Raw genomic sequence first — 25,464 nt, 5'->3', positions numbered from 1 at the left:
CACCTTCGAATGCCATGATCGAATTCCCACGCGACGCCCAGAATACCATCCCCTCCTCCTCCGTGAAAATCGTCGGCCTCGGCGGTGCGGGGACCAACATGCTCGACCGCGTCGTCCTGGACGGCATGGACGGGGCGGAGATGCTGGCGATCAACAGCGACATCCGCACGCTCTCCGGATCGGTCGCCCGCGACCGCATCCAGCTCGGTCGCAATCTGACCAAGGGCCTGGGTGCCGGCGGTGATCCGGAGCTCGGCCAGCAGGCGGTGCTTGAAGCGGAGAGTGAAGTGCGCGCCGCGCTGAAGGGCCGGAAGATCGTTTTCCTCTGCGTCGGTCTCGGCGGTGGCACCGGCTCCGGTGCGGCACCGATCGTGTGCCGGATCGCACGGGAAGAAGGGGCCTTCGTGGTCGTCTTCGCGACGATGCCGTTCAGCTTTGAAGGCCGCCGCCGCCGCGAGCAGGCGGATACCGCCCTCAACGAACTGGCGGTGCTCTCGAACGCGCTGGTGACCTTCGACAACACCCGCATGGGTGACCTGGTGCTGGCCAAGCAAGGGATTCACGAAGCCTTCGCTGCCGCCGACCGCATGATCTCGGAGAGCATCAAGGCGGTGATCCGCCTGGTGATCCGCCCGGGCCTGATCAACGTCGGCTTGGACGACCTGATGACGGCGCTGCGCACGACGCGTTCCCGCTGCCTCTTCGGCTCCGGCATCGCCAGCGGCAAGGACCGCGCGCAGAAGGCGCTGCGCAACGCGCTGAACAGCCCGCTGCTCGATCAAGGCGCGCTGCTGAAGGATGCGGAGAGCGTGCTCGTCCACCTGTGCGGTGGGGAAGACCTGACCCTTTATGAGATCGAGCTGCTGATGCAGAGCCTCTCCAAGCACGTCCCGGAGAAGGCGCACGTGCTCTTCGGTGCCGCCGTCGATCCGAGCATGGGCGATCACCTGAGCATCACGATGGTGAGCTCGCTGCCGGAAGACCGCCTGCACATGCCGCGGACCTCGCCGATCGAGCGGCCTACCATCCTTGAGCCGACCGTGGGCTTCGATATCGAGGAAGAGGAGCCTGAGCCTGAGCCGGTGGCAGAACTTGAGCCGGAACCCGAGCCAGAACCCGAGCCGGAGCCAGAGCCCGTGGTAGTCCGCGCGCCGGTCCGCGAGAAGAAGCCAGTGGTGACTCCAGCGGCGACCGCGGCCAGCCTGTTTTCCGATCCGGAACCGCGGCCGGTGGTGGCCGAGTTCACCCGCCCGTCCCCGGCGCTTGAGGAAGCGCCCTTCGCGGAGCCCGAGCCCTCGCCTTTCACGATCGACCGCTCGATTCCGAGGCAGGCAACGGTTGTGGAGGACGATGATTTCGCGAGTTTCGACGAGGATGAACCGGTGGCCAAAGCGGTGATCGGGGACGACTTCGCGGAACCCGAGGTGACGCCGGTGGCGGAAGAGGAAGAAGAGCCGGCGTTCTTCCCGATCGACGATGAGGAGAAGGCGGAGGCACCCGCGCTTGCAAAGGAGAACGAAGCGGAAGCCCCGGTGATTTTGCCCGGCGTCTTCGATGATCTGGAAGAAGCCTTCGCGGAACTCGAGGAACCTTCCGCGGCGGAGCGGCCAGTGCTGCCGAAGGGGAAGCTTCCCGGGAAGGCGCAGCCGGAGCTGAGTTTTGAAGGCGGGCCGCGCGGGAAATTCGAGGGCGCGGCTTCGACCTTGTTTGAAGGCGAGGATCTGGATGTGCCGGCGTTTCTAAGGAAGAAGCGGTGAGGGTAAGGAGCTGCGACCTTATTGTCGCAGGCACCGGACCGGCGCACAGGGACAGAAATGTCCCTGCGCCTTATGGCTTCAGGAGATGTGGAAGAGTTGAGGAGAGGCTGACCTGCCACTTCCAGCATATCCGCGCAGACGGGCTTTGCATTCGCTCCAACAGAAGCCATGTTCGCCGCCAGCCGATCCATGGAAGCCAAGCCGTCCAGCCTCGACGCCCTGCGTATCGACCGATCCTCGCATGCTCCGATCCATTCCGGCAGTGGAGGAGGTGGCAAGGGCTGGTGGATTTTCCTCCTGATCCTGCTGATCGGCGGTGGTGCCGGAGCGTACTGGAAATGGGGGCCGAAGTCCTTGACGGTCAAGACCGCGGTGGCACGGGTGGAGTCCGGGGCCGGCGGCAGTTCGGCGCGCACCTTGCTCAATGCTTCCGGCTACGTGACGACCCGGCTCGACGCCACGGTTTCCTCGAAAATCACCGGCAAGGTGAAGGAGATCCTGGTGGAGGAGGGGATGAAGGTGGAGAAGGATCAGGTTCTCGCGCGTCTCGATGACTCGAATGTCCTGACGGCCCTGCGGCTCTCGGAGGCCCAGCTTGAGGCTTCCAAGCGCGCGCTGGCGGAGTCCGAGCCGGGGCTGGCTTATGCCGAGGCGGAACTCGGGCGGATGACCGGCCTGGAGAAATCGCGGGCGGTGAGCCGGACCCTTTTCGAGCGGGCCGAGTCCGAGGCCCGCGGTTTTCGCGCGCGGATCGAGCGGTTGAAATCGGAGATCACGGTGGCGGAGCGGCAGCTCGACGATTGGAAGCAGCAGCTCGACGATACGATCATCCGCGCGCCCTTCGCAGGAGTGGTCACGACCAAGGATTCGCAGCCGGGAGAAATGATTTCACCCATCTCGGCGGGCGGCGGATTCACGCGGACGGGGATTTGCACGCTGGTGGACATGAAGTCGCTGGAGATCGAGGTGGATGTCGGCGAGAGCTTCATCAACCGGGTGAAGGCCGGGCAGCCGGTGGAGGCGACGCTCGACGCTTACCCGGAATGGAAAATTCCCTGCAAGGTGATCGCGATCATTCCGACCGCGGATCGCCAGAAAGCGACGGTGAAAGTTCGCGTCGGCTTCGATCAGCTCGACCCGCGGATTCTCCCGCAGATGGGCGTGAAGGTGGCCTTCAAGAGCGAGGAGGTCGTGGACGCTCCTTCCGGAAATGCCCTGGTGGTGCCGAAGTCCGCGGTCAAGGAAGAGAAGGGCAAGGGCGTGGTCTGGATCGTCCGCGATGACAAGGTGGAGCGCCGCGCCGTCGGCCTCGGCGGACCGCGGGGAGACGACCTGGTGGTCACCGCCGGGCTTGCCGCGGGCGATCAGGTGGTGCTGGATGCACCGGCGGAGCTTGCCGAGGGCCGTGCCGTCAAAGTAGAAAAACGACAATGAGCGATTCCCGCAAGACACTCGTCCAAATCGACCGGGTGACCCGGACCTTCATGCGCGGCTCGGAGAAGATCGAGGTGCTTGCCGGCCTCGATCTGGAAGTGAAAGAGGCCGAGTTCCTCGCGCTGATGGGGCCTTCCGGTTCCGGCAAGTCGACGCTGCTGAATTTGATCGGCGGGCTCGACCGGCCGAGTTCCGGGAGCGTGCAGATCGGCGCGGACCGGGTGGACCAGCTTTCGGATACGCAGCTCGCACATTGGCGGGCGCGGCACATCGGCTTCGTTTTCCAGTTCTACAATCTGCTGCCGGCGCTGACGGCGGAGCGCAATGTCGAGCTGCCCTTGTTGCTGACTCATTTGAGCAAGGCGGACCGCCGCAAGCACGTGGCCTCGGCGCTGGATGCGGTCGGACTTTCGCATCGCGTGAAGGCCTTCCCGCGCACGCTCTCAGGGGGCGAGCAGCAGCGGGTCGGGATCGCGCGGGCGATCGTGACCGACCCGACGGTGCTGCTCTGCGACGAGCCGACGGGCGACCTGGACCGCAAGTCGGGCGATGAGATCCTGACGCTGCTGCAATCCCTCAACAAGGACCACGGCAAGACCATCATCATGGTCACGCACGATCCGCATGCCTCCGCGCGGGCGACCCGCACGGTGCATCTGGACAAGGGCCAGCTTTCCGACAAGCCGGTCGACTGACCCTTCCCATCGCACCATGAAATTCCTGCACTTGGTCTGGGCCGGTTTGAAGAGGAAGAAGCTCCGCACGGTGCTGACCTTCCTCTCGGTGATGGTGGCCTTCATGCTCTTCGCCTTCCTTGGCTCGATCAAGGCGGCCTTCACCGGCGGCGTGGAGCTGGCGGGACAGGACCGGCTGATGCTGCGCCACAAGATCTCCTTCATCATGACCCTGCCGCAGTCCTACTATGCCCGGATCAAGGGCATGGAGGGGGTGAAGGCGGTGTGTCACAATACCTGGTTCGGCGGCGTCTATCAGGACAAGCCGGAGAACATGATCTTCACCTGCCCGGTGGTGCCGGAGGATCTCTTCGAGATGTTTCCGGAATTCATCATCAAGCCGGAGGAGAAGCAGGCCTTCCAGAACACCCGCATCGGCGCGATCGTGGGGCGCAAGTCCGCCGCCCGCTTCGGCTGGAAGATCGGCGACCGGATCCCGCTGAAGTCCGCGATCTGGGGCCAGCCCTCGGGGATGGAGCAGTGGGAGTTCGAGATCGTGGGGATCTATGATGGCGCGAAGAAGGCCACCGACACGACCGGCTTCTATTTCCGCTACGATTACTTCGAGGAAGCGCGGCAGCGGGACAAGGGGATGGTCGGCTGGTATTCGATCAAGATTTCCGATCCCGACCGCGCTGCGGAAATCGCGGCGAAGATCGACGATGAATTCGCGAACTCGCCGTACGAGACGAAGACCGAGGCGGAGGCTGCCTTCGTGCAAGGTTTCGCGAACCAGATCGGGGACATCGGAGCGATCACGATGGCGGTGGTCGGCGCGGTGTTTTTCACCATCCTGATCGTGGCCGGGAATACGATGGGCCAGTCTGTTAGAGAACGGACCGAGGAATTGGGGGTGTTGAAGGCGATCGGTTTCACGAACTCGCGGGTGCTGATCCTGGTGCTGCTGGAGTCGTGCCTGCTGGCGATCCTCGGTGGCTTTGCCGGCCTGGGGCTGGCGTGGTTGATCGTCGAGACGATGGAGCCGCCGCAGATGCTGCCGACGGTCTACATGCCGAAGCCGACGCTGGTGGCGGGGGCCTTGTTCGCTCTCGCGCTTGGCGTGGTGGCCGGAATCATCCCCGCGTGGCAGGCGATGCGTTTGCAAATTGCGGAAGCGCTGCGCAGGGGTGGTTGAGAGCTGGCAAGGCACTCCACGCTCCCGCTGTCATTCCAGATTTCGGATCTCAAATTTCAAATCTTAGATTTCAGAATCCATGTCCACCTTTCGCCAGATCATCGCCGTCGCGCTCTTCAACCTGCGCTCGATTCCCGAGCGGCTGGGCTCGGCATTGACGGCGGCCATCGGGATCGCCGGGGTGGTGGGCGTGCTGGTGGGCGTGCTGGCGATAGCGGAAGGCTTCCGCGCCTCTTTGGTCAATAGCGCCTCGCCCGAGGTGGCGATCGTTCTGCGCGAAGGTGCGGAGAACGAGATGGCCAGCGGCTTGGCGCGGGACGTGACGCGGATGATCGCGGATGCGCCGGGGATCGCGCGGAATGCAAGCGGGGCGCTCGCTTCCGCGGAGTTGTTCGTGATCATCAATCTGCCGAAGCGCTCGACCAACACCGACGCGAATGTGCCGCTGCGCGGGATCCAGCAGACGGCCTACGACGTGCGCGGGAACATCAAGATCGAGCAAGGCCGGCCTTTCGAACCGGGCAAGAACGAGGTGATCGTGGGCGCGGGAGCCGTGAGGTCCTTCGCCGGGCTGGACCTCGGCAGCGAGGTGAAGATGGGGCAGGTGACTTGGAAGGTGGTTGGCGTCTTCTCGGCGGCCGGCGGTGTCGCTGAATCCGAGATTTGGGCGGACGCAGATGTCTTGGCCCCGGCCTACAACCGCAGCGACGGCTTCCAGTCGGTGGCCGTGCGGCTCGAGTCCAAGGACAAGTTCCAGGAGTTCGAGGATGCGCTGACGGCCGATCCGCGCCTGACCGTGAAGACGCAGTTGCAGGCGGATTTCTACGCGGAGCAATCGAAGATGATGACCACCTTCATCACGACGATCGGCTTCTTCATCGCCAGCCTGATGGCGGTCGGCGCGCTCTTCGGGGCGCTGAACACGATGTACAGCGCGGTAGCGGGGCGGACGCGGGAGATTTCGACCCTGCGCGCGCTCGGCTTCGGACGCGGTCCGGTGGTAGTCTCGATTCTGGTGGAGTCGGTGGTACTATCGCTGGCGGGCGGCGCGATCGGCGCGCTCGCGGCCTACTTGCTTTTCGACGGCTACCGGGCCTCGACCATGAACTTTTCGAGCTTCAGCCAGGTGACCTTCGCATTCAGCGTCACGCCGATGCTGCTGCTGATGGCGATCATGTTCGCCACCTTGATCGGCCTGGTTGGAGGGATCTTGCCCGCGATCCGCGCGGCGCGGCTGCCGATTGCTTCGGGGCTGCGGGAATCGTGATGATTCGCACGGCTCTTGCCGCGTCCGGCTGCCGCGGCTAAACCACGGCTCGCTATGGAACACCACGTCTATTTCTGGCTGAAGGAAGAGCGCAAGAACGAGGCCGACCTCAAGGCCTTCGAGGCCGGGCTCGACGATCTCTTCAAAGTGAAGGGCTGCACCGGTGGCTTCTGGGCCGTGCCGGCCAAGGTCATGGAGCGGCCCGTGATCGATCAATCCTGGGACTACGCCACCACGATGACCTTCCCCTCCGTGGAGGCGCAGGACATCTATCAGGAGGATCCGGATCACTACGTCTTCATCAACAGCTTCAAGGACTGGTGGGCGAAGGTGGAGGTGAAGGATCTGGAGCGGAAGATGAAGTGAGTTCATCTAGCCGGAATGGACCCTTCTTTCTCCCGGAGGGAGAACAGAGTAGCCGGTGGTCGGGCGCGATAGCGCGAAAACCACCGGACCCTGAACGTAGAGGATTTGAACCCCGGTAGGGGTTCCAGCGAGGCCGCCCTTATTGCAACCCATGAAAGCTCTCCAACTCGTCGCCCCTTCCGAACTCGCGCTGGTCGAACTTCCACAACCGTCTCCCGGCCCCGGCGAGGTCCGCATCCGCGTGAAGGCCTGCGGGATCTGCGGCAGCGACCTCCACGGGATGGACGGCAGCAGCGGCCGCCGCATCCCGCCGATCGTAATGGGTCACGAGGCCAGCGGGATCATCGATGCGGTGGGCGAGGGGATCACCGCATGGCAGGCGGGGGACCGGGTGACTTTCGATTCCACGGTGTGGTGCGGAAAGTGCGGCTACTGTCGGGAAGGGCGGGTGAATCTCTGCGATGCGCGTCAGGTGGTGGGCGTGTCCTGTGCGGAGTTCCGCCGGGACGGAGCTTTCGCGGAATACCTGACGGTGCCCCAGCGGATTCTGCATCGTCTGCCGGAGGGGCTGTCTTTTGCAGAAGCGGCCTTCGCGGAGCCGGTGGGGGTAGCGCTGCACGCTGTCCGGCGGGCGGGTGATGTTTTGGGAAGTACGGTGCTTGTGGTAGGTGCGGGACTGATCGGCTTGCTGGTCATCCAGGCGCTGAAGCGGGCGGGTGCGGCGAAGGTGATCGCGGTGGATTTGGATGAAGGGCGGCTGACGCTGGCGAGAGAATTGGGGGCGGATGAAACCTGGCTTTCGGGAAGCGGGACGCCTCCCCTCCTTGTCGATATCGCGATGGAAGTCGTGGGTGCCGCGCCGACGGTGGATCTTGCGATCCGTTCGGTGCGCAAGGGCGGCCGGGTGGTTCTCGTCGGCAATCTTTCGCCGAATGTGCCGCTGCCGCTGCAGATCGTGGTGACCCGCGAGCTGGACGTCTTGGGCTCTTGTGCCATCGCCGGGGAATATCCGCAGGCTCTCGAGGCGATTGCCTCGGGCAGCATCCGGGTGAAGCCTTTGATCACCGCCGCGGTTTCGCTCGATCACGGGGCCGAGGCTTTCGTGAAGGCGAAGGCTCCGGGCGCGCTGAAGGTGCTGGTGGTGGATGAATGAAGCGCGAGTGGGAACCGTACTAATCCGAGCGATGGACTCACTGGAAAGGACCTTTTGTAGCCGGTGCTCGAAATATGTCGGGAAGCACCATCGCGAGATTGTCGAACCGGGTGAGATCGCGGGCCGACCGGTTTGCGAGCAGTGCTATGAGGCCGAGATTCTCCGGATCGCTGAGGATGAAATGGCTGCCGTGGCGTTGGCGTCCTGCAGCTACTGCGGGAAGAAAGCGTTAGGCCGAGTTAGTACGTTCGATATGATTATCGGTGGACCGGGGGACCAATTCGCCTGCGATTCTTGTCAACAAGAGTATCACCGCTTCTTGCTGGAATACCTGGATGCAATGAATGCGGAGCTTTTGGAGCTGGACCGCGCAACGCAGCTAGAGGCCGTGCGCCAAATTTATGACGAGACGGAAGCCCATATGCAGCAGTGGGTCCGGCAACGCGACAACTGAACTGAATGAACCTCTTCGACCTCACCGGAAAAACCGCCCTTGTCACCGGAGCCAGCCGCGGGCTTGGCAAAGGCTTTGCGCTCGCTCTCGCTCGCGCCGGGGCGGATGTGGTGATCACAAGCCGAACGCTGGCCTCGCTGGATGCCACCGTGGCGGAGATCGAAGCTCTCGGCCGGAAGACTTGGCCGGTGGTCCTCGATGTCCGCGAGCAAGCCAGCATCGAGGCCGCGGCGGAAGCGGCGTGGGCGGCTGCGGGGAAGCTCGATATTCTCGTCAATAACGCCGGCTGCAACGTGCGGAAGCCGGCGCTGGAGGTCACTTGGGAGGATTGGAACCTGATCCTCGATACCAATTTGCGCGGGGTCTTTTTCACGGCCCAGGCGATTGCCCGGAAGATGGTCGAGCGGGGCTACGGGCGGATCATCAATATCGGCTCGGTGACCTGCGTGAACGGTTACGCGGGCCTGGCTCCCTACGGGGCGAGTCGCGGCGGGGTGAAGCAGCTTACGATGAGCTTGGCCGATGACTGGGGCAGGCACGGGATCACCGTGAATTGCCTGGCACCCGGGTGGTTCAAGACCGCGCAGAACGCGGTAATGTATGAGGACCAAACTTGGGTCGATTACCTGACGGACCGGATTCCGCTGAAGCGGCCGGGTGCGCCGGGGGATCTGGACGGGACGCTCGTGTTCCTGGCCTCGGACGCGAGTGCCTACATGACCGGGCAGACCTTGCTGGTCGACGGCGGGATTTCGGTGGGCGCGGTCAAGGCCGTGCCCAAGAAATAGAACGCTCTCTTCACCGAGAGCAATTCTCCCACCTCACTCCTTCGCAGACATCGCCTTGTCATCCTTCTTCAACGAAGAGGAAGACTCTTCCTCGCGGGTCGAAGACTTGTCGCCGGGGAGGATCTCCTTGAGCATGCGGTCGATCCCTTCTTCCGCCATCTCGCTCTTCGGATAGATGGAGCGGGCCTTGAGATACCAAGCGAGGGCGGATCCGGTTTGCTTGTCCTTGCGATCCTCGAAGTCACGGGCCTTCTTGATGGCCTTGGTGAAGTCGGCCACCTCGGGCGCGAGCTTCTCCAGTTCGGCACCCAGGATGGGATCGTCGGGGAAGTCCTTGCGCAGGACGGCCAGTTGCTCCCAAGCGGCTTCCTCCTGATCGGCCTTGGTAAACTCCTTGGCCTTGGCGATCGCCTGCTCGATCTTGGCCAAGTTGGTGATGATCTGCTTGAAGGCATCCTCGCGGTTCTTGTCGCCGGCGATGGACGGGGCCAATTCATACTGACGGCGGAAGATCTCCCGGTAGTTGCCCTCACTCACCAGGCGGTCGAAGTCGTTCTTGGCCACGGCCAGGCCGCTGCCGCTTTCCACCAGCTTGTCGAATTCGGCCAGCTTCGGGTTCTGCGGCCATACTTCCATGGCTTTCTGGATTTCTTGGCTGGCTTTCTCATTGTCGCCCTTGGACGCGGCCAGCTTCGCGGAATCGATGTGCATGCTGCTGACCCGCGTGTAGGTTGCGATCGCCGCATCCGCCTTGGTCGAATCGAAATCACCGGCACTCTCCTTGAGCTTGGCGGTGAGCGTCTTGGCGGTCGCGTAGTCTTTGGAATCGAGCGCGGCGAGCAGCTTGTAGGATTCGCGGACGAACTCCAGGACCTTGCGCTTGTCGTCGCGCGGCAGGGTCCGGATCGTCGGCATGTACTCGCCGACCACGTAGGATTCGCTCAGGCGCTTCGCAGCGCTCTGGTATTCCTTCTTCTCCAAGAGGAACTTGAAGGCCTCCACGCCTTGATCGACATCGCGGATCGCCTCGCTGGCGAGTGAGTCGAGGGCGGAGACGGTCGGGCTGGTGCCCATGCTCTCGCTGAACAGCTTCGACATGTCCGACTTCTTGTCGATGTGCAGCTTGCTGTCCCCGTCCTTGAAAATCTGGTTGTAGAAGCGCGAGGCCATGACCACGTGCTCGAAGCGGCGCTGGACGAAGAGCTGCATCATCAGCGCTTGGTACTGCACCTTGGCCTGGAAGATCTGGATCTCGCCCTTGGCCATGTTCTCTTTCTTCAGGCCCTCGATCTCGTCGATCCGGCGCTGGCTCTCGCGGTATTCCAGCGAGTCGGTCCCGGTGCCGGTGGTCGGATCATCGTCGTTGGCGCCGCCCTGGCCGCCTTGGTTCTGGTTGTTGTTATTATTATTGTTATTCTGATTATTGTTCTGGTTGTTCTGATTGTTATTGTTGTTCCCGCCGCCGCCACCCCCGCCGACGGAGCGGCGCTGGCCGTTGCGATTGCCCTTGGCCATCATGTCGCCATTGCGGATCACGCGTTGCTTCTCATCTTCCATCGCCGTGTTCAGGGCCTGGGTGGCCCTCACGTCCTTCTTGGCCAGGACGGCGGTGTAGATCGCCTGGGAAAGCGAGTCGCAGAGCTTCGCATCCGCTGGAAACGACGAGGCCCGGGGCAGCAAGCGCACGCCGCCGGCGAAGTCCGGTCCGCCCTTATGATGCGGTGAAACCTGTTCGAGGATCTGGGAAATGGTATCGCGATACTCCTTGGCTGCCTCGGAGTTCTCCTCGGGCTCGTTCAAATAGCGCTCGAAACGCGCCGCGAGCAGGCGGTTGTCCGTTGCCGCCCAGGTGTGGCCGTTCCACGAGACCGTCTCGCCGGAGGGATCGAAGAAGGGCAGGTCGTTGCCATACGGCGATTCCTTCTTCTTCTCCGGCTGCTGGCCGCCGCCTTGGGTGGTTTCGGTCGTGTTGCCGCCGCCCTGGTTCTGGCCGGGGTTTTCCGTCACCTTGTCGCGAACGTCGGGATGCAGCACTTGCGCCGGCGCGATCGCGGCACCGGCAAGAAGGGCGAGGGAAACAAGAGTTCTCATGGCGTTGCGGCGCGGGGGATCAGAGGCGGTTGATGCCGGTCGCGACGGGGATCCCGCCTTGCCGGACTTTCACTTTGATGGCGTAGCGCTGCTTGCGCTCGATGTTGACCTTTAAAAATTCGGAGGGGATCTCGACGCCGACAAACTCGGTGCGCCCCGGGCTCTCCACTTGCAAGCTCACGACCTGATTCGGGCTCCAGTCGCGGGTGAATTTTTCCTCGACCGTCCCCTCGATCACATACTCGTTGTCACGCAGCGAGTTGCCGTTCTCCAGGAAGTCGCCCATGTCGATCGCGCTGGTCCCGGCGAAGGACTCCTGCTTCTTGCCGAGAAGGGCCTTTCCGCCGAAGAAAGCAACGGCGACGAAGACGGCGATCCCGATGAGAAGGACGGGGCTGATTCCTGAACTGGCGCGGCGTGCCATGATATGGGTGAGGCTAGGGCGTGGGATTTGCGGTTAAACGTCCGGGGCGGGTACAACTTTCCACGAAATTCCGGCGGATTCACGCCTTTTTCTCGGCGGTTAGTCCCACTGGTGGCGGCGCGCGCCGATCCAGGCGGCTGTCAATCCGGCCGCAACGTGGAAACCCAACATATAAAGACACTCCGAACGCTCGGCCAATCCGGTGTCGATGACCGAAGTCACCGCGCTCAAGGTCTTGTCCTCCAATGCCTTGACGCTTCCCGACCAAGCCCAGTAGGCGGAAATGAATTTCTGGGTCACGATCTCCACCGAATCCGGCAGCGCCAGCACCGCCCCGGAAAGCGGCAGCTGGAAGCCCACCAGATAAATCGATAGCAGGGATGCCTGCTCCGCGGTCCGCATCAGTGCGGAAATCCCCAGACAGATCGCGGTCATGCCCCCGTTGATCAGCAAAAGGAACATGATGTGACTCTCGAATCCCCCGGTCCCGCCGCGGAAGGGCGCGAAGAGATTCACGAAAACCGCCATCCACAGCGACTGCGCCAGCACCAGGCAGGCGAGGAACGCAATCTTGCTGGCGAGGTAGGCGGAGGGTCGTAGCCCGCCGAATTTCTCCTTCTCGAAGATCGGGCGCTCGCCGGCGATCTCCCGGGCCGCGTTGTTCGAGCCCATCAGCGAGAGCAGGATCACTTGGAACATGATGATCCCGGAGACCGAGGATCCGACCAGGATCTGGTCCTTTTTCACGCTCTGCTGCTCCATGGCGTCATCGACGATGTTGACCTGCCGGGTGTCCGAAAGGCTGGCGATCGGCCTGTTGGCATTCGCCGAAAACAGGGTCACCAGCACCGGGAAACACACCAGGATCGCGAGTTGCAGGAAAACCTGGCCGCGGTCACGGAAGAAGATCCGCCAGCGCCGCGAGAGCAGGGTCATGAACTGCGTGAAAAATCCCGGCGTCCGGATCTTGTCGGCCTCTGTAAAGTTCTCCTCCTCCTTCGTGACCGCCGCGGCGGCGACGCTGGAAGGCGTCGCCGGGGTCTCCATGGGAGCGGTCGCCACCGGCGAGGCCGGATCGGGCGCCGCCTTCACCGCCGGGGCCGGCGCTTCCGGGGGCAGGTGCAGCGCGCCGGAGTCGATCAGCTTCTTCCGCGTTTTATCCAGTTTGATGTAATAAGGATCGCGGTGCTTCATCCACGAGCTCTGCCAGCGCTCGGAAGTCTGGGTGGCCAGCTTCGGATAAACTTCCTCGGTGTCGTGCACCGAGAAATAATGCGTCACCTGGTCCGGCGGCCCGTGGTAAGCCACCCGGCCCTCGTGCATCACCAGGATCGAATCGTAGAGCTCGAGGTGCGCCAGCGAGTGGGTCACGGAGAGGACGATCCGCCCCTCCCGCCGTGAAAGGTCGTGCAGCAGGCGGACGATCTCCCGCTCCGAGCGCGGGTCGAGCCCGCTGGTCACCTCGTCGCAAAGCAAAAGCTTAGGATCGGAGACCAGCTCCGTCGCCAGCCCGAGCCGGCGCTTTTGTCCACCCGAGAGCACCTTCACCTGGCGGTCCGCGATCGCGGCTAGCCCGGTCTCTTCCAGCACCCGGTCGATCCGCTGGTCGAGCTCCTCATTGTCGCGGACCGTCACCCGCAGCTTCGTCGCGACTTCCACCGACTCATCGACCGTCAGCGGGTCGTAGGCGATCGAGAATTGCGGCACGTAGCCGATGTCCGATGGGTCCAGGTCGCCATCCACCGAGAGATTCCGGCCCTCCCAATAGAGGCCGCCGGAAGACTCCGGATTCAGCCCGGCGATGGTCTTGAGCAGCGTCGTCTTGCCACAGCCGGAGGGCCCCACGATGGCCATGAAATGCCCCCGGGGAACCTTGATATTGACCAGATCGACGAGATTGATCGACTCGCCGTCTTTCTTGATGGTGAAGCAAACGTCCTGAAGTTCGAGCACGGGTGCGATGGGTGAAGTCGGATGCCTACGCAAGAAAGCCGCCCAATCCTGCGAGGGCCAGCAAGAAACGATGTCACGGCGGCGGTCCCTCACGCAAATGCAGCATCGGACAACCGCCGCAAGGCTTCTACTGCCAGTGCCAGCCGCCGTGGACTGCGCCAGCATGCTCTGCCAGTACCCCATCGGGTCCCGCCCCATGCCTGCCCCCCGGGACCGCGGAGGCTCTGCCCCGCAGAATGGTCCATGGCAGCGCTATCCATCGCGCTGCGTTGGTGGAAAGCGCCGTCGCTCCGCTGCTTACCTTCACGTGTCCACGGCAGCGAGGGACCCTTCTGCGGGCCGGGTAGCTTCGCGCTTCCAGGGGAAGAGCCGTCAGTCTGGCATCACGGAGATGTGTCCCAATGCAGCCTGCGAGGGGCACAGTAAAGGGCGCGAACAATCCTAAACCACCCTCACTTCAAATAAACCTCCCTCGGCTTCGCCCCGTCCCCGGGCCCCACCACACCGCGCGCTTCCAGAATATCCACCATCCGCGCCGCCCGGGTATACCCCAGCCGCAGCCTCCGCTGCAGCAGGGAGGTGCTGCACTTCTGCTCCTGCCGTGCCACGTCGATGCACTTCATGATCAGATCCTCGTCGGCCGCAGAGACTTCTTCCTCGTCGTCCTCATCGCCGCCGCCGGAGTTGATCGAGCGGACAATATCGGACTCGAAATTCGGGGAGGCCTGCGCCGCGCAATGCATCACCAGCCGCTCCACTTCCTCGTCGGAAACGAAGGCACCCTGCGAGCGCTCCAGCTTCGCCGAGCCCGGCGGCAGGTAGAGCATGTCGCCCTTGCCCACCAGCTTGTCGGCACCCTTCGTGTCGAGAATGACCCGCGAGTCCAGCGCGGAGGACACCTGGAAGGCGATCCGGCAGGGGATGTTCGCCTTGATGATCCCGGTCACCACGTCCGCCCGCGGCGTCTGCGTAGCGATGATCAGGTGAATGCCCGCGGCACGCGCCTTCTGGGCGATCCGCGCGATGCACATTTCCACATCCGCCGGCGCGGTCTGCATCAGGTCCGCAAGCTCGTCGATCAGCACGACGATGTAAGGGTAGCGATCCGGGATCTTGTCCTCCTCGATCGGCAGTTCGTCTTCCTCCGCCTCGCCGCCGAGTTCCCCGGACTCGAGCGCCAGGGCGATCGATTCGATCTCCTCCATGCTCACCTCGTTATCGGCATTCCACGGCGGGGCTTCCTCCTCCACCGGTTCCACCTTCTCAGGCCGCACCCGCTGGTTGAAGGCATCGAAATTCCGCACCCCGGTCTTCGCGAAGACCCGGTAGCGCTTCTCCATCTCGTTCACCACCCACTTCAGCGCCGCGACCACCTTCTTCGGGTCGGTCACCACCGGCACCACCAAGTGCGGCAGCTTGTTGTACATCTGCATCTCGACCACCTTCGGGTCGACCATGATGAAGCGCAGCTCGTCCGGCCCGAACTTGAACAGCATCGAGGCGATGATCGAATTGATGCACACCGACTTGCCCGAGCCGGTCGCACCGGCCACCAGCAAGTGGGGCATCGCCGCCAGGTCGCCGATCACCGTCTTGCCATAGACATCCTTGCCCAGCGCCAGCGGGATCTTCTTCTTCGCCGAGCGGAATTCCGGGTCCTGCAGCAGCTCGCGCAATGGCACCGAGACCTTCTGCGAATTCGCCAGCTCGATCCCCACCGTATCCTTGCCCGGAATCGGCGCCAGGATGTTGATCCGCTCCGCACAGGTCGCGCGGGCCAGGTCTGCCTCAAGCTGCGAAATCCGCGAGACCCGCAAGCCGGTGGACGGGTAGATCTCGTAGCGCGTGATCGTCGGGCCGCGCGTGATGTCGCCCGGCGTCACCTCGATCCCGAAGGCCCGCAGCGTCTCGACGATGATCCGCTGCGTCGCGAAAAGCTCGTCCCGGTTCGCCTCCGGAGCCTCCTCCCCGGTATCGGGATCCAGCAGGTCGAAGCCCGGCAGATCGTAGTTCTCGAAGCCCGCGGTCGAGAGTGAAAGGTGGCCTTCCGCCTTCGGCTTGCGCTCGAAGGGCTTGTCCCCCGGCTTCGGCGATTCGGTCTTGCGCTGGGAGGCATCGAAGATCTGCGGCTTCGGCGTCTCGCGCAGCCCCAGTTCCTGCTGCGGATTGGCCGCGGCGGCAGCGGTCGCGGCCACGGCGGCGGTCTTCCCCGACTCGCGCTCCTTGCGGCGTTGCTCGCGCTCCATGTTCCGCTCGCTGTTGCGCAGGTCCACCTTCGCCGCCTGCATCTCCCCGGCCTCGCGGCGTTCGCGGAATTTCGCGATCTGGCGCAGCATCAGGATGTGGCAGCCCTTCAGGAATTTCACCGGCGGCTGGCCGGTCAGCAGGATCACCGCGATCACATGCACCGTCAGCAGCACGATCAGCGATCCCGTTTGATTCAAAAGCGGCAGGAAGACCTTTCCGCCCAGCAGCCAGCCCAGCAAGCCGCCGGCATGGGTCGTGAGGTCCACGGTATCGAGATTTCTCCACACCTGCCAAAAGGCGGCTCCACTCAGGGCCAGCACCGTGAAACCAATGATGATCCGCGGCCACAGCCGTCCGTCGAACACCAGCTTCACCACCCCCAGCCAGATCAAGGCGAGCGGCACGATGTAGCCGCCTGCCCCGAATAGCGCCGCCTGCGCGAAACCGAGGACCGCACCGATCCGCCCGATGAAATTGTGGGTCTGCTCCGCCGCACCCCGCTTGCTGGCGAATCCCTCCAGGAAGCCGATGTCGTTCAAATCCTTCGGCGTGTAGGAAATCACCGACAGGAAGGCCAGCAGCCCGGCGCAAATCAACACGATCCCGATGACCTCGTTCGACCATCGGGGCGGTTCGGGTTTTTCACCCCGTTTGCGATTGTCACTCTTGGCCATGCCGGATTTTTCCCCCGGCCAGCATCCCCCGCAAGGGCCTGAGGGGCAAGATTGTTTTCGGAAGGCCGATAGTATAGGAATCCTTACGAAAAGCCAGCTTTTTGACCCGTTGCCGGAGGAAGCGCTTTGCGCGGCACGCTCGCGCGGGCAAATTCAGCCCCATGGAACCCATCGTCTTCGAGCCCCTCTACATGCAGCGCGTCTGGGGCGGGCGTGAATTGGAGCGCCAATACGGCCGCACCCTGCCCGACACCGCGCCCTACGGGGAGTCCTGGGAAATCGTCGACCGGGAAGGAGAGCAATCCGTGGTGCGCAGCGGCCCCTTCGCCGGCCGCAGCCTCCACGAACTCTGGACGGGAAATCGCGAGGAAATCTTCGGCAGCGGCCTTCCGGACAGCGAGCGCTTCCCCATCCTCATCAAAGTCCTCGACGCCCGCGACGAACTCTCCATCCAGGTCCACCCGCCCGCCGCCCTCGCCGGGGCCCTCGGCGGCGACCCGAAAACCGAGATGTGGTACATCGCCGGAGCCGACCCGGGCGCCAAGCTCCACGTCGGCCTCAAAGCCGGAGTCAACCGCCCGGCCTTCGAAGAAGCCATTGCCAACGGCACCGTCGCCGACTGCGTCCACGCCATCGAACCGGAGATCGGCCAATCCATCTTCATTCCCTCCGGCCGCCTCCACGCCATCGGTGCCGGCTTCCTGATCCACGAGATCCAGCAGAACAGCGATACCACCTACCGCGTCTTCGACTGGAACCGCCTCGGTCTCGATGGCCAGCCCCGCGCCCTCCACGTCGCCGAATCCCTCGCCAGCATCGACTTCTCGGACTTCGAGCCGGAGATGGACACCCCGCGCGGCTCCGTCATCGCCGAGTGCGAATACTTCCGCGTCGAGAAGCTCACCCTCGCCGCCGGAGAACGCACCGGAAACCGCGAGCCCGGGCGCTTCTCCATCTTCTCCGTCGCGGAAGGCCAAGTCACCTGCGGCACCTCACGCTTCTCAAAAGGCGACTTCTTCCTCCTCCCCCGAGGCGGCGGCGAGATCATCGCCACGCTCCCATCAGCAATCCTCCGGACCACCCTCCCGGGCTGAAGATGCCCCGCCCGCTACCCACATTTCCGTGATGCCTTACGGACGGCTCTTGCCCTGGGAGCGCGGAGCCACTGGCCCGCAGAATGGTCCCTTGATGGCTTGGGCACGGAAAGGCTGGGAGCAGAGCACGGCGGTTCCGATTCCTATCGCGTGATGGATAGCGCTGCTCCGGTGGCCTCTGCGGGGCAGAGCCTCCGCGGTCCCGGGCGCTAGCGCGTGAGACGGGACGTGATGTGGGTAACGCTCAGGGCATGCCGCCGCACTCCACAAGCCGCCGCCCCGCTACCCCACCGGCACCTCGTGATACTCCAGCGCCCACTCGCGCATAAACCTCACCCTCACCGGCTCAATCCGGTACACCACCAGCTCCGGATTATCCGGCGTCCCCAGATACGACCTCAGCAACGGATTCTTCTCCCAGATCGCCGCCAACAACCCCGCATCCTCCTCCACCACCGCCACTCCCGTGATCCGCACCTGGTGGTGATCCCCATCCAGGTAGCAAAGCTCCACCTTCGGGTTCGCCGCGATCTCCCCGGTCTTGTGATATTGCCGTAAATTCGCCACCCACACCGTGAAGCCCTCCACCTTCACCGGTGATACCGGCCTCAAGCGCGGCTGCCCCGCATCGTCGCTCGCCAGCATCGGGAACTTCGCCGACTTCATCGTGGCCATCGCCAGCTCCGGAAGCTGCGCGGGATCGACCGGTTCGGGCTTGGGTTGGGCCATGCTCCAAACATGCGCCATCTCCTTCCCAGCTGCCAAACGCTTTCCAAGGCTTACCTACCAAGAAATCAAAACCGCGAATGGACGCGAATGGACGCGAATAAAAAACCGTCTCGGGGAGCGCCACCGCGAAAGGAGTGCCCGCTCTTCCGGCGATCCCTCCCGATTCTTCATAATTCGCGTCCATTCGCGGTTGAAAATCCTACTGCATTTACCGTGCAACGTGCCGCCTTGCCCCGCCTCTCCGCGCCTGCTCAACTACCCATCATGATTAAAACCCTCGCCCTCATCTTCTCCCTGCTGTCCCCCCTCGCCGCCGCGGACCGTCCCGACCTCTATCCCTTCGATGTCACCATCGGCGGCACCAAGGCCGAGATGAAGGAAGGTAACCAGATCTTCGCCGAAGTCTCCAAGCCCGTCGCGCCCGACGCCGTCCTCTCCTTGGAAAAGGAAGTGCCGATGCTCATCATCAACGCCTTCCCCTGCAAGGAAGACGGCAGCGTCGAGGAAGCCCAACCCGCCGCCATCATCTTCGCCCAGAACGTGAAGGAGGTGAAACTCGACGCCACCATGGACAAGAAGAAGCTCGCCCCCGGCATGTACCTCGCGAACGTCGTCGCCGACAGCAAGACCTCGCGCATCGTCTTCGTCGTGGCGTCCCCGGACAAAAAGGACGAGAAGGTCAGCTTCTCCAAGGTCCTCGATTTCTTCAAGAAGAAGGCTGGCGGCAACTGACCGGCCAAGCCCCAGGCACGGTCCCTAACAGCCCGCCCCCAAGGGTAAGTAGTCCCGCCTTCAGGCGGACGAAGCCACCTAGGAAGCCATCACTAACCTGGAGCCTCCGAGCCGCGCAGCGGCCTTGGACTGCTGCGGCTCGCCGCAGCCTTCGGCAGGCAGCTTGCTGCCGTGAAGGACCGGTAAAGCCACTCTCCACCTTCCCGGGCACGGCCCCGATTCAATGCTCGTCCTTCGCAAAGTGCAGCATCTTCAAGATCCGCCCGCGCAGCGCCAAAAACCCTTCCGAACTCCTGTCCCGCGGCCGCTCCAGCTCCACCGGAATGATCTCTTCGATCTTCCCCGGACACGGCGTCATGATCACGATCGAGTCGCTCATGTAGATCGCCTCGTCGATGTCGTGGGTTACGAACAGCATCGTCGTGCCGCGGGCCCTCCACAGACGCAGCACCTCATCCTGCATCCGCATGCGGGTGAAGGCATCGAGCGCGCCGAGCGGTTCGTCGAGCAGCAGGATCTGCGGATGATTGATCAGCGCGCGGGCGAGGGCGACCCGTTGCGCCATGCCGCCGGAGAGGTGGTGCGGAAAGGCATCCGCGAAGTTCTCCAGTCCCACGAGATGGAGGAATTCCTCCACCTCCTTGCGGCTCTCGCCCAGCACCCCGCGGGCGAGCGGGCCGGCCTGGATATTCTTCCGCACGGTCAGCCAGGGGAAGAGATTCGGATCCTGGAAGACCAGGCCGCGGCTCGCGCAGGGCTTCGTGATCTTCTCCGTGCCCACCAGCAACTCGCCGCTGTCCGGAGTTTCAAGACCCGCGATCATCCGCAGCAGGGTTGACTTGCCGCAGCCGCTGGGACCCACCAGGGAGATCAGCTGGCCCGCCTTCACCGATAGCGAAACGGAGGCCAGCGCCGTGAATTCGGTGCGGTCCGGGGAGATGAAGCGCTTGCTCACGCCATTGACGCGCAGCGCGGCACCCTCGGCCAGTTGATCGGGACTGCTGCTTACCATTTGATCGTTCCTTTCTGCCACACCAGCACCCGGTCGCGCAGGGCGAAGAGCCCGGTCATGATCGTCGAGAAGAAGATCGCCATGATCCCCAGCGCGGCGAAGACCTTGCCATATTCGGCCCATTCCCGCGACCAGCCGAGATACCAGCCGAGACCGGATTTCACGCCGACCGTTTCCGCCACCACCAGGGTCAGGAAGGCGGCACCCAGGCCCATGAAGAGACCCAGGAAAATGTTCGGCATCGCCGCCGGGATCGCCACCCGGAAGATCAGGTAGGAAGGCTTCGCTCCAAGAGTCTTCGCCACATCCAGATAGGAGGCGCGGGTGTTCGCGATGCCCGAGGCGGTCAGCATCGTCACCGGGAACCACACCGCGATCGCGATGAGGCCGATCGCCGAAAGCGTGGCCGAGGGCGAGACGATCAGGGCCAGGGGAATCCACGCGGTGGCGGGGATCGGGCCCACGATCTTCATCACCGGCATGCCCCAGTAGCGGGCCGCACTGAACCAGCCGATGCAGACGCCCGTAACGAGCCCGGCCAGCACACCCAGCAGGTAGCCGCGGGCCAGCAGGAATAGCGAGTGGTAGGTGCTCTCCCAGATCAGCACGCGGTCGTCGATCGCGCTCTGCAGGATCTTCGGCGGGCTGGGAAAGTAGGGCAGGGGCAGCAGCCGCAGGCCGGTGGTGACGACCTCCAGCCCGGCGAACAGGAGAAGGCCGGCTGCGAGGATCGGCCACATCTCCTGCATCCAGCGGCGGAAGCTGCCGATGAAGAACTGCAAGACCGCAGCCAGCAGGCCGAGTCCGCCCAGTCCGGCCAGGAAGATCGAGTAACTGCGCGTTTCCAGCGCCGGCTCCTCGCGGGAAAGCACGGCGTGGATGCCGTAGGCGACGGCCACGGCCAAGGGGAAACCGAGCTTCGCCAGCCAGCCCTTGCGAAGGGCGGGTAGGGTGGCGGTCGGTTCGGAACTGGCGGCGGCGACAGGAAGGGGCGAGGCCATTTTCAAGGAGTGCTCACGGCTGCCACTGCTGCCTTGCCGCTCGCGGAGCAGCAGGTCTTGATTTCCGTCGGCCGACCGATCGTGGCGAGCTCCTGTTGGATGAGCTCCCATTGGTTGTTCTGGATCTGGCCCATCGCGACGTGCTCGATTTCCTGGCCCTTGAGCCACTCGTCGTTCACGCCGGGATACTCGCGGTAGATCTTCTGGATCGACTGGTCGATGTCCATGTTCGGCTTGAGGATGCCGGCACGGATCATGCCTTCAGCGGCACCGCGGATCGCATCCTTGCCACCGGCGATGCTCGGGATGTAGCGCAGGCGGCCGAGCGCCTCGGCATTCAGCTCCGGGTTGGAAAGGATGTACTTCTTCTCGACCGAAAGGATGGCGGCTGCACGGGGATTCGTCTCGACCCACTTGGCACCCTTCATGATCGCCTTGGTCACTGCCGCCGTCGCATCAGGATTCACGTCTGCATACTTGCCGTTGACGATCACGCCGCAGCAGTACTCCGAAGCATAAGGCTCATCGAGGGTTTGGTCGGAGATGTTCTGGACCTTCTTGTCGGCCAGCAGCAGCAGGCCGATCGGCTCGGAGTTCGCGATGGCGTCCACTTCACCCTTCTCAAGGGCCAAGCCAAGCTCGGAGGAGGGGAAAACCTTCCACTGGATGTCATTGCGGGGATCGATCCCGTTGTCACCCAGCACGCGGTTCGCGAAGATGAAGGGCGGTGTTCCCATCCCGGGCACGCCGATCCGCTTGCCCTTGAGATCCTGCACGGTTTTGAGATTGCCGCCCAGCGGAGCTTGAATGCGCAGGCAGCCGCGGTGGATGCCGGCGGTGAGCTTCACATCCAGCCCCTCCTCGATCGGCTTGAGGAAGGCCATGATCGGCTGGTGCACCACGTGGATGGTGCCGAGACCGACCAGATCCTTGAACTGCCCCCACTCGCACTTGACCATCTCCACCTCCAAGCCCTGCTCCTTGAAGAAGCCCTTCTCGTGAGCGATGTAGAGCGGGGCCTCGCAGGTCAGGCCGATGTAGCCGACCTTGATCTTGGTCAACCCGTCGGCGGTCTTTTCCGCTTGGATGCTCTTCTGCTTGCAACCAGCCAGCAGCAAGGTGCCCACGGCGGCAGCGCCCAGGAATCGCAAAAGCGAGGGGATGTTCCTCATGTCGGGACATGATCCAAGCCGACCGGGTTTTTAGCAATTTCTTTGTAGCGCCAAACGTGGCGGTGAATTGCACTATCGACTTTAGCGGCCCGAGGATGCTTCGTCCTATCCGCCCACCTTCAAGCTCATCCCCATCTCGCGGAAGATGCGGTCGCGTGCTTCCAGATATCCGCGTGAATCCAGATCGCGAGGCCGTGGAATCTCGATGCGCTCGCTGAACTGCACCGTCGCCGGCCGCTTGCTCATCACCAGCACCGTATCGGCCAGCTGCACCGCTTCCTCAATATCGTGGGTCACGAAGAGGATTGTCTTCTTCTCCTCCTGCCAGATCCGCACCAGGTCGGCGCGCATCTTCATCCGCGTGATGAAGTCGAGCGCCCCGAACGGCTCATCCATGTAGATGATGTCCGGTGAAGCGGCGAGCGCGCGGGCAATCTCCACCCGCTGCCGCATCCCGCCGGACAGTTCGCGAGGATACGATTTGTCGAACCCCGTCAGCCCGACCATGTCGATGTACCGGCTCACCGTCTCCCGCCGCTCCTCTTCCGGCCGCTCTAACAAACCGAAGCCGACGTTGTCCTCCACGTTCAGCCACGGGAACACTCCGTTCTCCTGGAACACGAAAATGCGCTTCGGGTTGGGACCGATGACCGGTTGACCCTCGACCAGGACCTTGCCCGAGCTTTGCTGGAGGAAACCTCCAATAATGTTCAGCAGCGTGGACTTGCCACAGCCGGAAGGCCCGACGATGCACACGAACTCCCCGCGTTTCACCGTTAGGCTCACATTCTCCAAGACATGGACCTGTTCGCCCTTCCGCTTGCCGGGGAAAGTCATCCACAGGTCTTTGACCTCGATCGCGGGTTGGGAGTCGCTCATAGGGAAATACAAAAAGGCGAACGCCGAACGCCCAACACCGAACGCCCAATGTTGAATGAGAAAGGTCTCACTTTCGGCGTTGGCTCACGGTTCGGACGCTGGCGACGAAGATGCGAATCAGCTCGTCGGTTTCTCTGAGAATCGGCTCGAGAACCTTTGAATCTGCCAAGGGGACCAACTGGGCAAGTCTCAACCAGCGATAGGTTTCGCGCAGCTCTTTGAGACTGATCCGCAGCTTGTGAATGAAATCCGCCGGCGATTCAGCGGCCTCTGCCTCACCATGATTGGCAAGCGGGGAAGTACCAGATCTCAGTAGCTGCCCCGCCACATGATTGGCAGCCCGCGAACTCGGCAAGCTTTCGACCAACCGAATGATCGAAGCCGCAAATGCCAAAAGACGTTCCTCCAGATCATAGATCTTCCCCGGCCCCTCTTCCATTCGGCATTGGGCGTTCGGCGTTGGGCGTTGGGCGTTCGTATTGATGCCTTCCGATTCTCCGGCCGCCGCTTGCGGCTCGCTCGTATCCCCGCCTTTCATTTGTTCGCGTACCCCCACCTCACTTCATCGAATTTTTCCAATCGTCTCACCGCCACATCCAGACAAACGCCGATCACGCCAATCATGACCATTCCGGCGACAACAAGGTCGTAGCGCTTTCCAGCATTCCGGGCATCGATAATGAGGTAGCCCAAGCCTGAGGTCACCGCGAGCATCTCGGCTGCCACGACCACGAGCCATGCGATTCCGAGCGCGATCCGCAGGCCGGTGATGATCTGCGGCAGGCATGCCGGGAAGATGACCTTGCCGAAGAGCTGGGCATTGCTCAGGCCGAAGTTGCGCGCGGCGCGGACGTAAACCGGTTGCATGTTCTGCACGGCCGCCATCGAGGAGACGGTAATCGGGAAAACACTCGCCAGGAAAATCAGGAAGACCGGGCCGGCATCGGTCACGCCGAACCAGAGGATGGCCACCGGGATCCACGCGATCGGCGAGATCGGGCGGAAGAACTGAATCATCGGGTTCAGGGCGATGAACGCGGGACGGAACCAACCTAAGAGCAGACCCAGCGGCACGCCGACCAGGATCGCCAGGAAGAAGCCCCAGGTCACCCGGAACAGCGAGGCGACGATGTATTTGATGAGCACGCCACTCGTCGAGAGTTCACCCAAGCCAAGCGCGACTTGCCATGGGGTGGGAAAGAGATCGCTTCCCGTCGCTTTCACCAAGACGTGCCAAAAACCGAGAAACAGCGCTACAACGATGAGCGGAAGGTAAAAATTCTTCATTTGCCGCCTGACTCTAAGTCTTTCAGCGCCTGCGCCGCTTCATAGCGGTAGGCCTTCTTGGTCTTCTCCGCCGCTTCCCCGAAGCGCGTGTCGACGTATTCCTCGAAGCGCACCGTGCCCTTCAAGATCCCGGACTGCTTACCCAGCTCCGCGATCTCTTCGAAGTTGTCCTTCTGCAGCGCCAGATTGTTGTATTTCACCCGGTCCGGCGGCTTGCTCAGCACGAATTCCAGCAGGCGCGGGTTCTGGTTATAATACTTCTTCGAGACGAACTGCGCCGCAGCCATGCGGTTATCCATCCCGTCTTCCAGCCACATCCCGCTATCGGCGATGCCGTTGACCAGCTTCTGGACGCGCTCCGGATTGTCGCGGATCTCGTCCTCATGCACGGCCAGCACGCAGGAAATGAAGTTCGGCCAGATGTCCTTGGTCAGGTAGAGCACACGGCCGTAGCCATCGAGCTCGCACTGGCCCATGAAGGGCTCACCGCTGGTGACCGCATCCACGGATTTGGTCGCCAGTGCCGTCGGCATGTCGGGCGGCGGCATCTCGATCAGTTTGATGTCGCTGATCGACATCCCCGCATTGTTCAGCGCGCGGAAAATCAGCAGGCGTTGGTTAGAGTAGCGGTTTGGCACCGCCACGGTCTTCCCGCGCAGGTCGGCGATGCTGCGGATGTCGGAGTCTTTCTGCACCATGAGCGCGGTGCCATCGCGGTGGCCGAGGTAAACGATCTTGAGCGGAACCCCCTGCTCGCGCAGCGCGATCGCCATCGGTGCGAGGATAAAGGTGGCGCGGGTGTGGCCGGAGAGGAAGGATTCCTTCAGTTCTGGCCAGCCGCTGAATTTCAGCGGCTCGAACATCCCGTCACCCTCCATGTTCTGGTTGATAAAGTTCGTAACCGGGCAGGTCAGGTGGCAGGTCACCGGTAGAAAGCCGATCCGCAGCTTGCGGTCCGCAGGCTTCACGAACCACTTGGAGACGCTCTCCATGTTCATCTTGTAGTGCGCCGCCGAAATGGCACCTACCCACACAATGGAAGTCAGCAAGAGTGTCCTGCGCAGGGTCATAGGAGGATGGA

23 protein-coding genes are annotated in these 25,464 nt (G+C 63.1%); 11 read left to right on the top strand and 12 right to left on the bottom strand.

Annotated elements, in window-relative coordinates:
• The first annotated feature begins 14 nt into the window (after nucleotides 1-14).
• The 9 genes from ABWK72_RS11880 to ABWK72_RS11840 all read left to right on the top strand — a co-directional run bounded on the left by ABWK72_RS11880 (nucleotide 15) and on the right by ABWK72_RS11840 (nucleotide 9,088).
• Nucleotides 15-1,757, top strand: coding sequence for a cell division protein FtsZ (locus ABWK72_RS11880; RefSeq protein WP_367875007.1), 1,743 nt, complete (start codon nucleotides 15-17; stop codon nucleotides 1,755-1,757).
• A 189-nt stretch (nucleotides 1,758-1,946) separates the two neighbouring features.
• Complete coding sequence (locus ABWK72_RS11875) at nucleotides 1,947-3,191, top strand: efflux RND transporter periplasmic adaptor subunit (protein ID WP_367875006.1); 1,245 nt, start codon at nucleotides 1,947-1,949, stop codon at nucleotides 3,189-3,191.
• Nucleotides 3,188-3,886 carry an ABC transporter ATP-binding protein gene (locus tag ABWK72_RS11870; protein ID WP_367875005.1) on the top strand — a complete coding sequence of 233 codons (699 nt, stop codon included), beginning with the start codon at nucleotides 3,188-3,190 and terminating at the stop codon, nucleotides 3,884-3,886. Before ABWK72_RS11875 ends, ABWK72_RS11870 begins: the two co-directional genes overlap by 4 nt.
• Nucleotides 3,887-3,902: 16 nt before the next feature.
• Complete coding sequence (locus tag ABWK72_RS11865; RefSeq protein ID WP_367875004.1) at nucleotides 3,903-5,060, top strand: ABC transporter permease; 1,158 nt, start codon at nucleotides 3,903-3,905, stop codon at nucleotides 5,058-5,060.
• A 79-nt stretch (nucleotides 5,061-5,139) separates the two neighbouring features.
• The gene (locus ABWK72_RS11860; protein WP_367875003.1) at nucleotides 5,140-6,327 is read left to right on the top strand and encodes an ABC transporter permease; all 1,188 of its coding nucleotides are present in this window, start codon (nucleotides 5,140-5,142) and stop codon (nucleotides 6,325-6,327) included.
• A gap of 54 nt (nucleotides 6,328-6,381) precedes the next feature.
• Nucleotides 6,382-6,693, top strand: coding sequence for a Dabb family protein (locus ABWK72_RS11855; protein ID WP_367875002.1), 312 nt, complete (start codon nucleotides 6,382-6,384; stop codon nucleotides 6,691-6,693).
• 151 nt (nucleotides 6,694-6,844) lie between these two features.
• Complete coding sequence (locus ABWK72_RS11850; protein ID WP_367875001.1) at nucleotides 6,845-7,846, top strand: zinc-binding dehydrogenase; 1,002 nt, start codon at nucleotides 6,845-6,847, stop codon at nucleotides 7,844-7,846.
• Between the two features lie 31 nt (nucleotides 7,847-7,877).
• Entirely contained in the window at nucleotides 7,878-8,300 is a 423-nt protein-coding gene (locus ABWK72_RS11845; protein WP_367875000.1) for a hypothetical protein, read from the top strand.
• A 5-nt stretch (nucleotides 8,301-8,305) separates the two neighbouring features.
• Nucleotides 8,306-9,088: an SDR family NAD(P)-dependent oxidoreductase gene (locus ABWK72_RS11840; protein ID WP_367874999.1), complete on the top strand. Its 783-nt coding sequence runs from the start codon at nucleotides 8,306-8,308 to the stop codon at nucleotides 9,086-9,088.
• 33 nt (nucleotides 9,089-9,121) lie between these two features.
• On the opposite strand, the gene ABWK72_RS11835 is transcribed toward ABWK72_RS11840, so the two are convergent.
• The 4 genes from ABWK72_RS11835 to ABWK72_RS11820 all read right to left on the bottom strand — a co-directional run bounded on the left by ABWK72_RS11835 (nucleotide 9,122) and on the right by ABWK72_RS11820 (nucleotide 16,477).
• Nucleotides 9,122-11,179, bottom strand: a complete 2,058-nt coding sequence (locus ABWK72_RS11835; RefSeq protein WP_367874998.1) for a hypothetical protein — start codon at nucleotides 11,177-11,179, stop codon at nucleotides 9,122-9,124.
• Between the two features lie 19 nt (nucleotides 11,180-11,198).
• On the bottom strand, nucleotides 11,199-11,603 hold the full coding sequence (locus tag ABWK72_RS11830; protein WP_367874997.1) for a hypothetical protein: 405 nt from the start codon (nucleotides 11,601-11,603) through the stop codon (nucleotides 11,199-11,201).
• A 99-nt stretch (nucleotides 11,604-11,702) separates the two neighbouring features.
• Nucleotides 11,703-13,556, bottom strand: a complete 1,854-nt coding sequence (locus tag ABWK72_RS11825; RefSeq protein ID WP_367874996.1) for an ATP-binding cassette domain-containing protein — start codon at nucleotides 13,554-13,556, stop codon at nucleotides 11,703-11,705.
• 452 nt (nucleotides 13,557-14,008) lie between these two features.
• On the bottom strand, nucleotides 14,009-16,477 hold the full coding sequence (locus ABWK72_RS11820) for a DNA translocase FtsK 4TM domain-containing protein (RefSeq protein WP_367874995.1): 2,469 nt from the start codon (nucleotides 16,475-16,477) through the stop codon (nucleotides 14,009-14,011).
• A gap of 161 nt (nucleotides 16,478-16,638) precedes the next feature.
• Between ABWK72_RS11820 and ABWK72_RS11815 the strand changes: the two genes are divergently transcribed.
• Nucleotides 16,639-17,571, top strand: a complete 933-nt coding sequence (locus ABWK72_RS11815; protein WP_367874994.1) for a type I phosphomannose isomerase catalytic subunit — start codon at nucleotides 16,639-16,641, stop codon at nucleotides 17,569-17,571.
• 282 nt (nucleotides 17,572-17,853) lie between these two features.
• On the opposite strand, the gene ABWK72_RS11810 is transcribed toward ABWK72_RS11815, so the two are convergent.
• Nucleotides 17,854-18,300, bottom strand: coding sequence for a pyridoxamine 5'-phosphate oxidase family protein (locus ABWK72_RS11810; RefSeq protein ID WP_367874993.1), 447 nt, complete (start codon nucleotides 18,298-18,300; stop codon nucleotides 17,854-17,856).
• Nucleotides 18,301-18,564: 264 nt separating this feature from the next.
• Here ABWK72_RS11810 and ABWK72_RS11805 point away from each other — a divergent pair, with 264 nt between their 5' ends.
• A complete protein-coding gene (locus tag ABWK72_RS11805) occupies nucleotides 18,565-19,032 on the top strand; it encodes a hypothetical protein (protein WP_367874992.1) in 468 nt (155 codons plus the stop codon).
• Nucleotides 19,033-19,252: 220 nt separating this feature from the next.
• On the opposite strand, the gene ABWK72_RS11800 is transcribed toward ABWK72_RS11805, so the two are convergent.
• The 7 genes from ABWK72_RS11800 to ABWK72_RS11770 form a co-directional block, all read right to left on the bottom strand.
• Nucleotides 19,253-20,044: an ABC transporter ATP-binding protein gene (locus tag ABWK72_RS11800; protein ID WP_367874991.1), complete on the bottom strand. Its 792-nt coding sequence runs from the start codon at nucleotides 20,042-20,044 to the stop codon at nucleotides 19,253-19,255.
• Nucleotides 20,038-21,045: an ABC transporter permease gene (locus ABWK72_RS11795; protein ID WP_367874990.1), complete on the bottom strand. Its 1,008-nt coding sequence runs from the start codon at nucleotides 21,043-21,045 to the stop codon at nucleotides 20,038-20,040. Before ABWK72_RS11795 ends, ABWK72_RS11800 begins: the two co-directional genes overlap by 7 nt.
• 2 nt (nucleotides 21,046-21,047) lie before the next feature.
• The gene (locus tag ABWK72_RS11790) at nucleotides 21,048-22,217 is read right to left on the bottom strand and encodes an ABC transporter substrate-binding protein (protein WP_367874989.1); all 1,170 of its coding nucleotides are present in this window, start codon (nucleotides 22,215-22,217) and stop codon (nucleotides 21,048-21,050) included.
• A gap of 105 nt (nucleotides 22,218-22,322) precedes the next feature.
• A complete protein-coding gene (locus ABWK72_RS11785) occupies nucleotides 22,323-23,096 on the bottom strand; it encodes an ABC transporter ATP-binding protein (protein WP_367874988.1) in 774 nt (257 codons plus the stop codon).
• A 67-nt stretch (nucleotides 23,097-23,163) separates the two neighbouring features.
• Nucleotides 23,164-23,634: a four helix bundle protein gene (locus tag ABWK72_RS11780; RefSeq protein ID WP_367874987.1), complete on the bottom strand. Its 471-nt coding sequence runs from the start codon at nucleotides 23,632-23,634 to the stop codon at nucleotides 23,164-23,166.
• A complete protein-coding gene (locus tag ABWK72_RS11775) occupies nucleotides 23,631-24,383 on the bottom strand; it encodes an ABC transporter permease (RefSeq protein WP_367874986.1) in 753 nt (250 codons plus the stop codon). Before ABWK72_RS11775 ends, ABWK72_RS11780 begins: the two co-directional genes overlap by 4 nt.
• Complete coding sequence (locus ABWK72_RS11770) at nucleotides 24,380-25,432, bottom strand: ABC transporter substrate-binding protein (RefSeq protein ID WP_367874985.1); 1,053 nt, start codon at nucleotides 25,430-25,432, stop codon at nucleotides 24,380-24,382. The genes ABWK72_RS11775 and ABWK72_RS11770 overlap by 4 nt, the downstream gene beginning before the upstream one ends.
• Nucleotides 25,433-25,464: the final 32 nt, after the last annotated feature.

Source organism: Luteolibacter sp. Populi, assembly GCF_040801775.1.
In the GTDB taxonomy this organism is placed as follows: Bacteria; Verrucomicrobiota; Verrucomicrobiia; order Verrucomicrobiales; family Akkermansiaceae; genus Haloferula.
Note: the sequence above shows the minus strand (reverse complement) of the source record. Positions and strands in the feature narration are given on the sequence as shown.

Excerpts from the sequence above, each read along its gene's own strand:
- ABWK72_RS11860 (WP_367875003.1), top strand. The coding sequence starts at position 5,140 with ATGTCCACCTTTCGCCAGATCATCGCCGTCGCGCTCTTCAACCTGCGC.
- ABWK72_RS11800 (WP_367874991.1), bottom strand. The coding sequence starts at position 20,044 with ATGGTAAGCAGCAGTCCCGATCAACTGGCCGAGGGTGCCGCGCTGCGC.
- ABWK72_RS11780 (WP_367874987.1), bottom strand. The coding sequence starts at position 23,634 with ATGAAAGGCGGGGATACGAGCGAGCCGCAAGCGGCGGCCGGAGAATCG.
- ABWK72_RS11840 (WP_367874999.1), top strand. The coding sequence starts at position 8,306 with ATGAACCTCTTCGACCTCACCGGAAAAACCGCCCTTGTCACCGGAGCC.
- ABWK72_RS11865 (WP_367875004.1), top strand. The coding sequence starts at position 3,903 with ATGAAATTCCTGCACTTGGTCTGGGCCGGTTTGAAGAGGAAGAAGCTC.
- ABWK72_RS11820 (WP_367874995.1), bottom strand. The coding sequence starts at position 16,477 with ATGGCCAAGAGTGACAATCGCAAACGGGGTGAAAAACCCGAACCGCCC.
- ABWK72_RS11855 (WP_367875002.1), top strand. The coding sequence starts at position 6,382 with ATGGAACACCACGTCTATTTCTGGCTGAAGGAAGAGCGCAAGAACGAG.
- ABWK72_RS11790 (WP_367874989.1), bottom strand. The coding sequence starts at position 22,217 with ATGAGGAACATCCCCTCGCTTTTGCGATTCCTGGGCGCTGCCGCCGTG.
- ABWK72_RS11845 (WP_367875000.1), top strand. The coding sequence starts at position 7,878 with ATGGACTCACTGGAAAGGACCTTTTGTAGCCGGTGCTCGAAATATGTC.
- ABWK72_RS11805 (WP_367874992.1), top strand. The coding sequence starts at position 18,565 with ATGATTAAAACCCTCGCCCTCATCTTCTCCCTGCTGTCCCCCCTCGCC.
- ABWK72_RS11880 (WP_367875007.1), top strand. The coding sequence starts at position 15 with ATGATCGAATTCCCACGCGACGCCCAGAATACCATCCCCTCCTCCTCC.
- ABWK72_RS11815 (WP_367874994.1), top strand. The coding sequence starts at position 16,639 with ATGGAACCCATCGTCTTCGAGCCCCTCTACATGCAGCGCGTCTGGGGC.
- ABWK72_RS11875 (WP_367875006.1), top strand. The coding sequence starts at position 1,947 with ATGGAAGCCAAGCCGTCCAGCCTCGACGCCCTGCGTATCGACCGATCC.
- ABWK72_RS11870 (WP_367875005.1), top strand. The coding sequence starts at position 3,188 with ATGAGCGATTCCCGCAAGACACTCGTCCAAATCGACCGGGTGACCCGG.
- ABWK72_RS11850 (WP_367875001.1), top strand. The coding sequence starts at position 6,845 with ATGAAAGCTCTCCAACTCGTCGCCCCTTCCGAACTCGCGCTGGTCGAA.
- ABWK72_RS11810 (WP_367874993.1), bottom strand. The coding sequence starts at position 18,300 with ATGGCCCAACCCAAGCCCGAACCGGTCGATCCCGCGCAGCTTCCGGAG.
- ABWK72_RS11830 (WP_367874997.1), bottom strand. The coding sequence starts at position 11,603 with ATGGCACGCCGCGCCAGTTCAGGAATCAGCCCCGTCCTTCTCATCGGG.
- ABWK72_RS11775 (WP_367874986.1), bottom strand. The coding sequence starts at position 24,383 with ATGAAGAATTTTTACCTTCCGCTCATCGTTGTAGCGCTGTTTCTCGGT.
- ABWK72_RS11835 (WP_367874998.1), bottom strand. The coding sequence starts at position 11,179 with ATGAGAACTCTTGTTTCCCTCGCCCTTCTTGCCGGTGCCGCGATCGCG.
- ABWK72_RS11785 (WP_367874988.1), bottom strand. The coding sequence starts at position 23,096 with ATGAGCGACTCCCAACCCGCGATCGAGGTCAAAGACCTGTGGATGACT.
- ABWK72_RS11795 (WP_367874990.1), bottom strand. The coding sequence starts at position 21,045 with ATGGCCTCGCCCCTTCCTGTCGCCGCCGCCAGTTCCGAACCGACCGCC.